Raw genomic sequence first — 14,488 nt, forward strand, 5'->3', positions numbered from 1 at the left:
TTTTATTTTTGGAATAAGGACTGCAAGCATTGATATAAGTCAAAAGGCTTGAATCTGCTAAGCTTGAGGACAACTGCTATATGGATAACAACGATGAATGCTCCACAAAATCCGAATGTGCAATCTCCAATTGAAATCGCACAACAGCTGGCAAAAACTTTCGCAGAAACCGCAGCTGAACGAGATAAGCGTGGAGGGAATCCTAAGACTGAACGTGATCTGATCCGTCAAAGTGGTTTGTTGAGTCTCTCCATCCCCAAGGAGTTTGGTGGTCAAGGAGCTGACTGGAAAACCATTTTTAAAACAGTACAGACCATTGCACAAGTGGACAGTTCTCTTGCACATGTCTATGGTTTCCACCATCTTCTTATTGCGACTGTGCAACTTTTTTCACAAAAGCAGCAATATCAACCTTGGTTTGAACAATCAGCCAAAGACAATTTGTTCTGGGGGAATACCCTAAATCCACTGGATAAACGCACTACAGCCAAACAAGTTGCTGAAAACGAATTTGTTTTTCATGGCGATAAAAGCTTTTGTTCAGGCTCTATGGATTCAGATATTTTGTTGTGTTCTGGTTTTAATGATGAAGGTAAATTATTGATTGGCGTGATTCCAACAGCACGTGAAGGGGTGAGCTTCCTTGGCGATTGGAACAATATGGGACAACGTCAAACCGACAGTGGCACGAGCCATTTTGAACAAGTTAAAATCCACAAAGATGAGTTGTTGTTGAACCCAGGGCCTCTGAGTACGCCGTATTCTAGTTTACGTCCGCTGATTGCACAGCTGATTTTTGTGCATCTGTTTTTAGGCGTCGCAGAAGGTGCTTTTGAAGTTGCAAAAGAAACCGTGCAAACCCAAAAAGCATGGTCAAAGTCATTGGCTGAAAATGCAGTTAATGATCCATTTACCCAGAAACATTTTGCAGAATTTTATGTGCAGTTGGAGTCTGTACGCTTGTTGGCCAATAAAGCGATTGAAACCTTACAATGGGCTTGGGATATTGGCGCAGACTTAACTGCAGAACAGCGTGGTCAGGTGTCTATTGCAATTGCGACAGCGAAAATTGCAGCCACCAATACTTCTTTATATGTGACGCAAAATATTTTCCAAGTCATGGGTGCACGTGCGACAACGGCTAAACTCAATATAGATCGATTCTGGCGTAATGTGCGAACTCAAACCTTGCATGATCCAATTGATTATAAATTTCAAGAAGTAGGCGAATGGGTACTGACAGGAAAAGTGCCAGATCCAAGCTTTTATTCCTAATCACTGGATTGCTGAATTGAATCAAAAGGTCTCATTTAAGAGACCTTTTTGATTTAAAAATGGATTTACTTAGATGGTAACATCGTTGAAAATGTTGATGTTATTAGAGGATTTTTTAAGAATACATATTTTGTTAAACAAATCATGATTTAGCATTCAATAGAAAGTTGATTATTTTGGTATAATTAAAGCAATCCCTATGAATGATCATGTATGAAAGCTTCACCTCTAAAAAATCAAAAACAAAATACATTACTCTATGTACTTCTTTCTGTACTTGTTGTTTCAATTATGTTGACCAATGTTTTACACAATAATTTCATTGATACGTTTTTAACGCTATTGAATACAGCCCTTATTGTTAAAATTATTCTGATTTTATCAAAATCTGTATTTAAATCTGTGAATTCAATTTGTAATCCTTGATAGATTTATCCTTATTTTTTTAGATTATTTATGAAAGTGCGAATTGATTTTGCGCTTTTTTTATATAATAAATTTCTAATAATTCACTTACTTATATTTATATAGATTAAAAAACAACACTCCCTTCATTTTCACTTAATTTTTCACATATGTATTTCTCGTAGACTTCACTTTATCAAGTACACGTACTTAAAACTGAGTGAATAGGGAAATTACTGCATGCAAAAAATTGCTTTTACATCATTATTACTTATGAGCGTTTTGGCGTCAGCAACGTCATATGCAAATACGTATCACGCTGAAGTAGAAGCAGCTGCAGGTTTCGTTGATCCTGATCATGGTGGTTCAGGTAGTGAGTATGTTCTCCATGGCAAATACTTTTTTAATCCTGTCGATGCAGGGCATTCGCCACTCGCTGAAAGTGCCTTTTTAGATCGTGCCAGTAATGTCAGTGTGCAGGGGCATTTTTCTGATCAGGGTAATACCCAAGAAAATGCATATGGCGCTGCATTAGAAATGTATGTACCGAATACTAATGTCTATGTAAATGCATCCTTAAAGCATAATCATGAGACTGAAAAAACCAAGAACAAACATCATCATATTGATACCACGTATTATGCAACTCAATTGGGTTATCTACCCGTTTCAGGCTTGCTTGTCACAGCAGGCTTAGAGGGATTTCATAATGATCAAGAAAGTGGTGTATCTCCAACTTTAGCGGCTAAATATGTCACTCAAATTGCTGGAAAAGACGTCAATCTAGAAGCGGGCGTAGCGTTCGGTGATTTGGATGAATATCGCTTGGCGGCAGATTATTATTTAAATAAGGAATTCAGTGTGGGGGCTGATTATTATCGTAATAATGTGGATCATGTTGAAGAATATGGCGTTAAAGCACGCAAATTTATGACGCACCAATTCAGTGTAGAAGGGCGTGTGGGATTTGGTCGTGAATTTGACAATGACTATAATTCAGTTGATTTAAGCATTAGATATCATTTCTAGGGTTTTTCAAGCGCTTAGACGTTAGCATATTTGCTGTGGCTCAATTCCAAGTGTGTTGCGATAAATTGCTATAGCAAAACATGAAACCAAATATAAATGTTTGGATATTACAGATATTATAATAACCCGAATCCTGCTTAAGCCGATGACTCCATAATTTGAATCGTTGGCTTATTTCGATGGGTTAATTGATATGCACATAACGAAGCATAAATTCCGCTGAGAAATCCATAAGTACTACGTGCTTTACTCGTCACTAAATGATATTGCCCTTTCAATAAGCTGAATAATGTTTCTATCTTATTGCGTTGCCTTAGGTGATATTCATCTGATGCACTGAGTTGAACAGATTCCATGTTCCTCCGATGATAAGTAATTAAATCAATACCTTGAACTTGCAGCCTGCGCTTTAATTCTTGGCTGATGTAGCCTCGATCCCCGTAAATTTTTCCTTTTAGGCCATCAACTAATTGCTCAACCATTTTTATGTCAGCAACATGTCCATTCGATAAAGCAGAACAGGTAATTTCACCAAATTGATTCATCGCAATATGTAATTTACAGCCATAGAACCAACCCATTGAGCTTCTACCGCGTGATGCAATTTGGACTAATGATTTATGGCGTTGAATACGTTGATTTTTACAAACTGGCAGAGTTGTTGAATCAATCCATAAATATTGTGTTTCTTGACCTTTCATCAGCGCCACATGCAAAGCGTGTAGAGCCAATTGGTGCATATTGATCAGATGAATCATCCTTTGATAGCAAGGCAAGTATTTAAATAAATAGCTTTTATCTTCTTTTAACCAAGTGAAAAAGGCTTTGAAATTAGTGAAATGAGAGGATTTATACCAAATAGCAATAAAGATAATTTCTGAAAGACTGAGTTGAGCAACTCGGATTCTTGAAAGTTTGCCATCTTGCTTGAGAAATTTCCAATAAGTTGCTTCAAATTGTAGAAAAAAGTCATCAATTAAGCAGAATAATTCGGTACTATTGAACATTAGGACTAGGGTTGTGAGTTTGGTGTGGTAACTCAACTGATGGCTCTAGTCCTTCTATTTTTCAAGTCAATTTCTTATCCGCGATTCGGGTTATAATAGACTGAAATGATTGAAAAAATATATCATGAACAATGATCTGTTATATCAATTAAAAAAATCAATTTTAGAGAATTATATGAGTTTTATTGAGATACAATAAAGCATCACCAATCAAGTCAAGAGTACTTTTGCCATGATGAAGTATCTAAAAAAGAAAAATAAAGCCAGCTTTGTATTTTTCATTATCACGCTTTATTCATTCATTGGCTTTTTTATTGGCTATGTGATTTGGGAGTTTATTCTTAAATAAACGAATCAATATGCCATAAAAAAATCCCTTAAGCCGAGCCTTAAGGGAAATGTGTTACCTGATTTACTTTTTGTTTTTATTACGCTGATTTTGCCGTTATCTGACTGTTTTGGGCTTCTTCAAGTTCACGCACTAAAGGCAACACTTTTTCACCAAAGTATTCCACTTCTTCAATAAAGTGTAAGAAACCTGAAAGAACCAAATCTACACCAACCGATTTTAATTCAACGATACGTTCAGCAATCTGTTGTGGCGTACCAATCAAGTTGGTGCGGAAGCCATCGTTGTATTGCACTAGGTCTTCAAATGTTGATTTTGCCCAGTTTCCTTCACCTTCAGTTGTTGCTGCACCTGCTTCACGTGTCGCATCACCAAAAGCTTTAACAGCTTCAACATTGGCACCATCAATGATGTCTTGAAGCACTTTTTTCGCTTCTTCTTCAGTATCACGTGCTATGACAAAAGCATTGACACCAATTTTAACGTCATGATTATTGGCTTTGGCTTTTTCACGAATGTCATCGATTTGCTTTTTCAGTTCAGCAGGGGTGTTGCCATTGGTAAAGTACCAATCAGAAACACGGGAAGCCATGTCACGTGCAGCACGTGAACTCCCACCTTGGAAAATTTCGATATGCGGTTTTTGCACAGGTTTTGGGCTGAGCGTGTAATCTTTAAATTGGTAAAACTTACCATCAAAACTGAAGTTATTCTCAGTCCAAACACCTTTGAGTGAGCGAATAAATTCTTCAGAGCGTGCATAGCGTTGATCATGCTCTGGCCATTCTTCGCCAATGGCATCAAACTCACCGCGGAACCAGCCACTCACCACATTAATTGCGATTCGACCATTGGTTAAATGATCAATCGTTGCTAACTGTTTAGCTGCGATTGCAGGTTTCCATGGGCCAGGTAAAATAGCGGCAATGACTTTCAGCGTTTCAGTTTTGGCTAAAATACCATGACTGAAACTTACTGACTCGTGTTGATGTTCTGCGTTATAACCCGCAGTAAAACGAATTTGAGTCAGCGCATATTCAAAACCACTTTTTTCAGCAGCTTGTGCAAGGCGTACATTGTAGTCATAACTCCAATCTGTACGCTGCTCAATATTACTGACCACTAAACCGCCACTGACATTGGGTACCCAATAAGCAAATTTAATCGGTTGTTTTGAAATCTGTGTCATGGTCTTCTCTCCAATTCAGTTAAAATTGTTTACGCCACTTGTGACTTATTTGCTGAATTTTTTTGATGTAAACGAGATTCCGCTGCATCTAAGCTTGGAACAGCTGCAGAAGGAAGGACTTCTTCTTGCTCAATTTGTTTATTGATACCAAGGCTTTGATTGGCAAGTTGAGTTTTTTCTTTTACGACTTCTGCACGAAGACCTTTCGCAGGTGCCCACTCTAAAATTGGTAATGCACGTGCAACAGCAAGCGTAATACGTGCACGTAAGAATTCACTGTGAATCGTATATTCTGGTGTGAAGTCACGATCAGTTGCATAAACCCCAATTGGAAGTGTTTGTGCTTGGAAGAAACTAAATAATGGACGTAATTGATGTTCAAGTACGAGCGCATGACGGTCACTACCACCTGATGCTGCAAGTAATACAGGTACATCAACAAGTGCAGTTTGTTCAACAAAGTCGAAGAAATGCTTAAATAGACCTGTGAAAGATGCACGATAAACAGGTGTGCCTACGATAAGCGCATCAGCAGCTTCTACAGCAGCAAGATCATCTTGAACACGTTGAGGCAGTTGATTACGGTAAATTGCACCACCTAAAAGATGCCCAATTTCACTGAACTTAATGAAATGTACATTAATAGCCGTTGCATCACCTAGCTCATCTAAAATCGCTTGAACTAAAGCTTCTGTTTTAGATGGGTGGTTTAAACCACCTGATACAGCAACGATATTTAATGGTTTTTGTTGTTCAGTAGACATGATGAAACCTAAATTTAAATGTATCTCGGATAGGTCTTATTAATCTACATTTCCTATATTCTGTAAAATAAGCAAATTAAAATTAATTATCTGTTTTTCATATAAAAGATTAAAATTTAACTTTCTTTTATAATCTTTATGATAACCAGATGAATATTAAAGATATATTTTCAAAGAATATGCTAAGCATGTTTTGTTATAAATTTTATATTTAAAATAGATGTACTTATCATAAAATGCGGTAATCACACACATAAATGATGATTTAACAGAGAAACTGATAAAATCTGCTAAAATTAACCAATATTTATGTATCCTTAACAGCAATTGCGCAGTTAAAATGCAGATTGTGCTAGAGATCTCTCACCTCGCTTATGAATATTTTAATCGTTGATGATCATCCACTGTTTCGTCATGCTTTAATCCAAGCCGTACGTTACAGCTTACCGCAAGCTCAAATTCATGAAACTGCTGCTGTAAATGAGTTTTATGAACGACTTGAAAAAGGTCCAGAACCCGATTTAGTTCTTCTTGATTTGAACTTACCTGGAGCTTCTGGTTTCTCTGCTTTGGTTCATGTGCGTGCACAATATCCGTTGCTACCTATTATCGTGGTGTCAGCACATGAAGAAGTGTCCATCATCCAACGTTCAATTGCGCATGGTGCAATGGGATATATTCCAAAATCTGCACACCCAAGCCATATTGGTGAAGCCATTCGACAAGTTTTAGAAGGGGATATTTGGTTACCACCAAACTTACCTGCAAATCTTAACTTTGATCCGCGTGCTGCAGATGAAACAGCTTTGGCTGAACGTATTCAGTCTTTAACCCCACAGCAATTCCGTGTCTTAATGATGGTTGCTGAAGGTTTATTGAATAAGCAAATTGCTTATGAATTAGAAGTGTCTGAAGCCACCATTAAAGCGCATGTCACTGCAATTTTCCGTAAACTTGGTGTGCAGAATCGTACTCAAGCCGTTTTAGCGATTAATGCACTGAATATTGAAGAAAAGCGTGTATAAGATTTCCTGTAATGAATAAGTAAAAAAGACCTCTATTGAGGTCTTTTTATCATCTAAATATTTGAATAATTACGAAATACTTCTTAAGCCAAGCAATCCTGTTTAGCCATTAAATCGGGGCATCCCAAAGGATTGAGTGCACATTTTAAATCATCGATTTGTTCTTGAGTGACATAACCTTTGATTTTTAGATAGTCTTCCACACGGTCATCACGCAAGCTTAAATAAGCAGCGTCATAAACGCCTAGATCGACGAATAGCGCTGCCGTTTCTAAACTATTAAAACGGTCAAGGAAGACTTCATTGCCATACATGAGGAAAATGTGATCAAAATCAGCATTTGGGTCTACATTCAAGTGCTGAGCTAATTGTTTAGGTGCTGTTTTAATAAAGAGTAAATCAGAAATTTCATCGAATTGGGTCATATCGAGAGCATCTTTACCCGTTTTAACTTTGCCTAGCCATGCTTTAAAGACAAGCACTGCACCACCACGCAATAACATACTCCAAATTTGATGGCGAATATGTTCATTTAAATTTTCACTTTCAGACTGTAATGCTGCGATCAATTTTCCTTCTTGTTGCGCCAATTTATCAAATAAGCCTAAACCTTGAGGCTGATAGGCTGCAGGTGAAAATACATCAAATTTTAAACTATCGAAGACCTGTAGGGCCAAAGGCACAGCACTTTGATAAAGTGTATCGAGTGCTTGAAGTTGCTCTTCTTTCAGCTTGCTATTTGGAAATAATGTCTGCCAATGAATTTCTGGCAAAATGGCATTTGCACTATAAAGTTTGTGAAATTGTTGTGTGCGATCTAAACCGTGTGGAACAGTTTGTGAAATATTCATGACGACTCCTTTTTCGAATCTTCGTAATATATGGTGTGGGGTGAGGCACGCATGCCTTCGAAAGTAAAATCAAATGTTTTAAAATCTACTCGCTTATTTTATGAGATATAAAGAATGCAATATGAATAAGACTAAAGTTTAAAAAATCATCAAAACAGAATAAAATAATTAAAAATCAATTTGTTGTAAAAATTGTAACTGACTATTTGATATGTTTTCTTACGTCTTGGACAACTTTGCCATAGAAAAGAGTTAAATGAACATTTTGGTCATTTGAGCGGGATTGAGAAATGCATTTTTTGATTACTTTTGCATATTGGCATTAAAAAACAGCAAAGCACTGTGTAATTGGGTCACATTTTGTATAAAAATAGCCTGTGGTGCGTAAAGCATCACAGGCTATAAATATTTCAAAATTGAATAGAAAATTATTCTATTTTGAGATTTTTAAACCCGACAACCATGCTCTTAACGATGCTGGTTTTAATGGTTTTTTCAGTAAAACAATATTTAACTCTTTTAAGCGTTCAGGCAGTTCAGGGTCAGAATCTGCTGTAATCAACGCAATAGGAACATTGTCCATACGATGTTGCAAGATAAAGTCCAATCCCAGTTTATTGTGATTCAAATGCTGATCGACTAACCAAACTTGAATATTTTCACGTTGTACAATTTCTAACGCTTGATCAGGTTCAGTGGCCTTAAAGACTTGATAACCCCATTTGCTCAGTAGGGTTGTCATACCTTCTAAAATGGTTTCATCATTATCTAGACAAAGCACTTTATAAGCCTTGGTTTTAAGCGGAACAGCTTGCACAGGCGCTGCCACAACTTTAGGGGCTTCAACGATAGGAACTTCAATCATAAAACACGAACCATGTCCGAGTTCTGAATATACATGCACTGGATAATCTAAAAGACTGGTCATTCGTTGTACAATTGCGAGACCTAAACCTAAACCTTGCTCACCCCAAGGAGACGTGTGTCCACAACGTTCAAACTCTTGGAAAAGTTTCATGCGTTGTTCTTCCGCAATGCCTGGACCTGTATCCCATACCCCAATACGAATGTAGTTTGGGCGACTTGCGCTACGTAAAACACCCACCAAGATACGACCTTTAGCCGTGTATCGTAATGCATTACTAACAAAGTTTTGAATAATACGACGTATCCACTGAGGATCGGTATCTAACCAAAACTTCACATCATGCACTTTAAACTGAATACCACGTTGTGCAGCAATGGATTTAAACTGCAATTCTAAATCACTGAGTAAGTCATGAAGTGGGTACGATTGGCGTTTTGGCTGAATCGTACCGCCCTCTAAACGGGCAATATCCAATAGCGCAGACAACATACTTTCAGCCCCATGCAATGCACGGTCAAGCTGTTGCAAGGTCAAACGGTCTTCATCACTTTGAATGCTTTGTTCCAATGCAGTACTAAATAATCGTGCTGCATGCATAGGTTGCAATAGATCGTGACTGGCAGCGGCAATAAATCGACTTTTTGACATATTGGCTTTGTCGGCTTGTTCACGTGCCAATTGTTGTTCAGTTAATGCATTGGCCAACTGTTGAGTACGGTCTTTAACACGCCCTTCAAGAATCGCTTCATTTTCACGGAATGCAGTAATGTCTGCAAATGTTGTAACAAAGCCACCACCTTCAATTGGATTGCCACGCATTTGAATCACGCGACCATCCTTACGAATGCGTTCAAATTCATGTGAGCTTCCGACTTTCATCCAGTGAATACGTTTGCGAACATGTTCTTCAACTGAACCAGGACCACATTCACCGCGCTCAGCGTTATAACGAATCAGATCTGCAATTGGGCAACCGACATAGACCAAATCTTTTGGATAATCGAACAGCACTAAATATTGATTATTCCAAGCGACCAGACACATATTTTCATCGACTACACTGACCCCTTGGGTCATATGGTCGATCATGGTCATAATCAGATTTTGATTAAAACGTTGCCATTGAGACGCTTGGTCGAGAATATTCGCGACTTGTCCTAAAGCCAAACCATTATTGACCATGGCTGTGGTTAACAGTGTACGTGCTGAAGCTGAACCAATGGTGCCTGCCAAATATTGTTCTGTAAATCGCCACCACATGCCGTTGGCACTGCTATTTTCATTGAGTTCAACATTGTTCAATGTGCAGAATTGTTGAAATGCATGATTTGCAGGGCCTTCACCTGTGATGCGTTTTGCTAAAGCAATTAAATCACCAACTTTAAGACGTGCAACATCATGTTGTAAATATTGGATTTCATTACTTGCACTTTGTGCAGGCAGGGGTTTGGTTTCATAGTAGAAGAAGCTTTCTGCTTGAATTTGTTCCGCAATACTTGGTCGGTAAATTCTTGAAATCCAAATATATAAAATAATATTCAGCCCCAATGACCATGTTACTCCATGCGTAAGTGGAGCAAATGATTCAAATCCAAATAACGCTTCTGGACGTAACCAGCTGAAACCAAAAGGACCATTCATCAGGAAAGAATGGACAAGGTCGGTGTATTGGTGAGGGAAACTACGCAGTATAGTCGGTAGAAGAAGCGTATAACTCCACATGCCAAAACCGACTAAAAGGCCAGCATAGACCCCTTGACGACTGCCGCCACGCCAGTACAACCCGCCAATCAAAGCAGGTGAAAACTGAGCAACCGCACTAAATGCCAGTAAACCAAATACTGAGAGTTGGTCAATGTCATTAAAGAAAGTAAAGAACAAATAACCCAGTAACATCACCACCAAGATACAAATTCGGCGTGTAAATTTAAGCAATTGAGGAAGACGTTTATCATGTCTTGAAATTAAGCCAAACCTCCACATTGCAGGCATAATTAAGTCATTACTGAGCATGATGGACAGAGCCACAGAAGACACTAATAGCATACCTGTAGATGCTGAAAATCCGCCTAAAAATGCGAGCAATGTCAACCAATCTTGGTTATAGCTTAAAGGTAATGACAACACTGCGACATCTGGGATGCTGACATATTGCGGTGCAGCATGAAGCGTCCAACTGGCAATAGGAATGATCGCAAAAACAGTCAAAATTAAGTAAGTCGCAAACCATCTGCGTGCACCACGAATATGTTTTTCATCGCGCAGTTCAACGACCGCCACATGAAATTGACGAGGTAAACAAATAATGGCTAAGCCTGCCAATAAGGTCTGAACCCAAAACGTTTCTGGAACCCCAAACAATTGCACTTCTTTAAAAGTATGTGCCATGTCACGTGATATTTGTGTGATATTTTCAGGGGCATCAAACATAAAGAACAGGGCTACACTTAATAGTGCAAAGAGTTTGACGAAGGATTCAAAGGCAACAGCCAACATCAAACCGCCATGTTGTTCAGTATTGGCAATTTGTCTGGTGCCGAATGTCATGGCTAAAATCGCCAGTAAACCTGTTAGAAATAACACCCCATTTGTGGTGCTTTCGACCCCGGATTGTTGATCGAGGATCACGGATGCACTCAGTGCAATGGCACGTAGTTGCAGCGCTAAATAAGGAATAATGGCAATAACGGCAAGAATCGTGACCAATGATGCTAAGGTCCCGCTTTTGCCGTAACGGGCTGCGACAAAGTCAGCAATAGATGAAATGGCATGATGCTGTCTTACCCGTCCAAGTCGGCGCCAAATATCATATCCAAACCAGACAAACAGCAAAGGACCCAAATAAATAGGCATAAAAATGATGCCTTCACGAACTGCAGCACCTGTTGCACCGTAAAAAGTCCAAGAGGAACAGTAAACACCTAAAGTCAAACTGAACAATAGCATGCGGCCACGCGTACTCAGACGACTGGCATGCTTTTCCCCAAAAAAAGCACAAATAAAGAGAATCAAGATGTAAAGGGCAAGTACCCCAATGACCAACCAACTATTCATAATGACTACGGCTTAAGAATCTAGAAATATGATAACGCATCCATGGACGCTGTCGTTCAAATTGATCATTTTTTAACGACCAAAGTCTAAGTTACGTGAAGCTAAGAATATTGTTAGTTTGTTAGCTGAAATAAAAAGATTAAAAAACAACCATATTGACTATGGAAAGGGAGTTAAGAAATGGATGAGAAAAAAGTAGAACAGATTCTACAAAATCCGAAATTCAAGGAAATGGTTGCAAAAAAAAGCCGATTAAGCTGGACATTGACCATCATCATGTTAGTGGTTTATGTCGGCTTTATGTTGTTGGTTGGCTATAACAAAGAATTTTTGATGAGCTCGTTTAGTGGTGGTGTGACGACTTGGGGAATTCCGCTCGGTCTTAGTATTATTGTTTTATCGTTTTTGCTGTGTGGTGTGTATTCATATATTGCCAACAATACGCTTGATCCTTTAACGCAGGATGCGATGAAGGAAGTTGAAGCGATCGCGAATCAAAAGGAATTAAATTAAAATGAAATGGAATTCTATTAAAAACCAATGCTTAGCGGCAATGGTCATGCTTTTTTCGGGTGTGGCTGTTGCAGGTCCAGATTTGGGTGCGGCTGAACAACAAGCAACGAATTGGCATGCCATTATCATGTTTGTGATTTTTGTGGCACTGACCTTATTTATTACCAAATGGGCGGCCAAACAAACCACGAATACCAAAGATTTCTATACTGCTGGTGGCGGGATTTCAGGTTTCCAAAATGGTCTAGCCATTGCGGGTGACTATATGTCTGCGGCTTCATTCCTCGGCATTTCAGCGATGGTGTTTATGTCTGGGTTTGACGGTTTGCTTTATTCACTCGGGTTTATGGTGGGTTGGCCAATCGTATTATTCTTGATTGCTGAACGTTTACGCAACTTAGGTAAATACAATTTATCGGATGTAGTGTCTTTTCGTTTGGCAGAAAAACCAGTGCGTACTTTGGCGGCGATCAGCTCTTTAGTAGTTGTTGCTTTCTATTTAATCGCACAAATGGTTGGTGCAGGTCAGCTCATCAAGTTATTGTTTGGTTTGAACTATAACATTGCCGTTGTGATTGTTGGTTTACTGATGATGGCTTATGTGATGTTCGGTGGCATGCTTGCAACCACATGGGTACAAATTATTAAGGCTGTCATGTTGTTGTCTGGTGCGACTTTTATGGCATTTATGGTCATGAAAGGTGTGGGCTTTAGTTTTACCAATATGTTTGAACAAGCTATTCAAGTGTATTCAAAAGTTCATGATCTAAGTTTAACGGATGCAACCAAGATAATGGGTCCAGGTAGCTTGGCTTCAAATCCAGTCGATGCTATTTCTTTAGGTCTTGCACTGATGTTTGGTACGGCAGGTCTTCCGCATATTTTAATGCGTTTCTTTACGGTAAAAGATGCCAAAGAAGCACGTAAATCTGTGGTTGTTGCAACAGGCTTTATTGGTTACTTCTACTTGCTGACATTCATTATTGGATTTGGTGCAATTCTTTATGTATCGAACAATCCACAATTTATTGATGTTGCAAAAATGGCGATCACAGGTAAGTTAGAACTTGTGGGTGGCAATAACATGGCAGCAGTTCATTTGAGTGATGCCATGGGTGGTGATTTGTTCATGGGCTTCATTTCAGCTGTGGCATTCGCAACAATCCTTGCTGTGGTTGCAGGCTTAACCTTATCGGGTGCATCAGCGATTTCACATGATTTATATGCCAATGTATTTAGAAAAGGTCAAACAACACCTGAATCTGAATTACGCATGTCTAAAATCGCAACTTTAGGTTTAGCAATCTTTGCCATGATTTTAGGTATTTTGTTTGAAAAGCAAAACGTTGCATTCATGGTGGGCTTAGCCTTCTCTGTGGCATGTTGTGCGAATTTCCCAATTTTAGTGTTGTCGATGTTCTGGAAAGGGTTGACGACACGTGGTGCAGTCATTGGCGGTGTTGTGGGTCTAGTCACAGCTGTAACGTTGATTGTACTCTCTAAAGCGGTATGGGTAGATACGCTTAAAATCTCGGATACACCAATCAATCCATTTAATGGTCCAGCAATTTTTGCAATGCCATTGTCGTTCTTCTGCTGTTGGTTGTTCTCTGTCACTGATAAATCTGCGCGAGCTGAACAAGAACGCCGTGCATTTGATGCTCAGTTTGTTCGTTCTCAAACAGGTATTGGTATTTCAGGCGCTTCAGAGCACTAATCTCAACATACAAAAAAAGCTCCATATGGGGCTTTTTTTTATTAGATCCTTCAGATGAATTTAGTGTTTGGTATAAAGCTGACCGTTTAAAATCACGTGCCATTTGCCATCTTGTTTAAATGGAGCGCGGTCGATCTTAAATCGCTTCGATAATGTGCCATCACCTATTGTGAAATGCTGGGCATCAAACTGCGTAATAGGTGCTTTAATATCTGAAATTGAAGACGTTTTAATTTCTTGCTCAGCAGATTTATCTTCAGTTCTCAGCTGTTCCGAAAATTTGGCATTGCCATCTTTTTCAATGTTTAATGTGCTGTGGTCATTTTTCCATTCACCGATAAAGTCTTGTTGCTTCTCCAGCAGTGGACTGGTTTTACCACATCCAAAGAGTGCAAGTGTACACAGTGTTGCACACATAAAATTTTTATAATTCATATGAAAG

The 14,488-nt window shown here is 38.8% G+C and carries 12 protein-coding genes; 6 read left to right on the top strand and 6 right to left on the bottom strand.

Annotated features, from left to right (window positions below):
* Window positions 1–93 precede the first annotated feature (93 nt).
* Together G8E00_RS01050 and G8E00_RS01055 are read left to right on the top strand one after the other, a co-directional pair.
* Window positions 94–1,275, top strand: coding sequence for an acyl-CoA dehydrogenase family protein (locus tag G8E00_RS01050; protein ID WP_166008801.1), 1,182 nt, complete (start codon window positions 94–96; stop codon window positions 1,273–1,275).
* Between the two features lie 645 nt (window positions 1,276–1,920).
* Window positions 1,921–2,709, top strand: a complete 789-nt coding sequence (locus tag G8E00_RS01055) for a putative porin (protein ID WP_166221419.1) — start codon at window positions 1,921–1,923, stop codon at window positions 2,707–2,709.
* 137 nt (window positions 2,710–2,846) lie between these two features.
* Here the strand turns inward: G8E00_RS01055 and G8E00_RS01060 are convergent, their stop codons facing one another.
* A complete protein-coding gene (locus G8E00_RS01060; RefSeq protein WP_166221390.1) occupies window positions 2,847–3,716 on the bottom strand; it encodes an IS982 family transposase in 870 nt (289 codons plus the stop codon).
* A 235-nt stretch (window positions 3,717–3,951) separates the two neighbouring features.
* Here G8E00_RS01060 and G8E00_RS01065 point away from each other — a divergent pair, with 235 nt between their 5' ends.
* Window positions 3,952–4,065 carry a hypothetical protein gene (locus tag G8E00_RS01065; RefSeq protein ID WP_166009012.1) on the top strand — a complete coding sequence of 38 codons (114 nt, stop codon included), beginning with the start codon at window positions 3,952–3,954 and terminating at the stop codon, window positions 4,063–4,065.
* A 79-nt stretch (window positions 4,066–4,144) separates the two neighbouring features.
* Here G8E00_RS01065 and sfnG read toward each other — a convergent pair whose 3' ends face one another.
* Window positions 4,145–5,254 (bottom strand): dimethylsulfone monooxygenase SfnG, encoded by a 1,110-nt coding sequence (gene sfnG, locus G8E00_RS01070; protein ID WP_166008799.1) that lies wholly within the window; start codon window positions 5,252–5,254, stop codon window positions 4,145–4,147.
* Window positions 5,255–5,283: 29 nt separating this feature from the next.
* Window positions 5,284–6,018 (bottom strand): FMN reductase, encoded by a 735-nt coding sequence (gene msuE / locus G8E00_RS01075; RefSeq protein ID WP_166008798.1) that lies wholly within the window; start codon window positions 6,016–6,018, stop codon window positions 5,284–5,286.
* A gap of 374 nt (window positions 6,019–6,392) precedes the next feature.
* Here msuE and G8E00_RS01080 point away from each other — a divergent pair, with 374 nt between their 5' ends.
* Complete coding sequence (locus G8E00_RS01080) at window positions 6,393–7,043, top strand: response regulator (RefSeq protein WP_166008797.1); 651 nt, start codon at window positions 6,393–6,395, stop codon at window positions 7,041–7,043.
* 83 nt (window positions 7,044–7,126) lie between these two features.
* Here the strand turns inward: G8E00_RS01080 and G8E00_RS01085 are convergent, their stop codons facing one another.
* Together G8E00_RS01085 and G8E00_RS01090 are read right to left on the bottom strand one after the other, a co-directional pair.
* A complete protein-coding gene (locus G8E00_RS01085; RefSeq protein ID WP_166008796.1) occupies window positions 7,127–7,894 on the bottom strand; it encodes a hypothetical protein in 768 nt (255 codons plus the stop codon).
* Between the two features lie 433 nt (window positions 7,895–8,327).
* A complete protein-coding gene (locus tag G8E00_RS01090) occupies window positions 8,328–11,816 on the bottom strand; it encodes a hybrid sensor histidine kinase/response regulator (protein ID WP_166008795.1) in 3,489 nt (1,162 codons plus the stop codon).
* Between the two features lie 180 nt (window positions 11,817–11,996).
* Here G8E00_RS01090 and G8E00_RS01095 point away from each other — a divergent pair, with 180 nt between their 5' ends.
* Complete coding sequence (locus G8E00_RS01095) at window positions 11,997–12,329, top strand: DUF485 domain-containing protein (RefSeq protein WP_166008794.1); 333 nt, start codon at window positions 11,997–11,999, stop codon at window positions 12,327–12,329.
* A 1-nt stretch (window position 12,330) separates the two neighbouring features.
* On the top strand, window positions 12,331–14,046 hold the full coding sequence (locus tag G8E00_RS01100) for a cation acetate symporter (protein ID WP_166221421.1): 1,716 nt from the start codon (window positions 12,331–12,333) through the stop codon (window positions 14,044–14,046).
* Between the two features lie 60 nt (window positions 14,047–14,106).
* Here G8E00_RS01100 and G8E00_RS01105 read toward each other — a convergent pair whose 3' ends face one another.
* Window positions 14,107–14,481, bottom strand: a complete 375-nt coding sequence (locus G8E00_RS01105) for a hypothetical protein (RefSeq protein ID WP_166221423.1) — start codon at window positions 14,479–14,481, stop codon at window positions 14,107–14,109.
* Window positions 14,482–14,488 lie beyond the last annotated feature (7 nt).

Origin of the sequence: Acinetobacter shaoyimingii (assembly GCF_011578045.1) — a bacterium.
GTDB classification, from domain to species: Bacteria; Pseudomonadota; Gammaproteobacteria; order Pseudomonadales; family Moraxellaceae; genus Acinetobacter; species Acinetobacter shaoyimingii.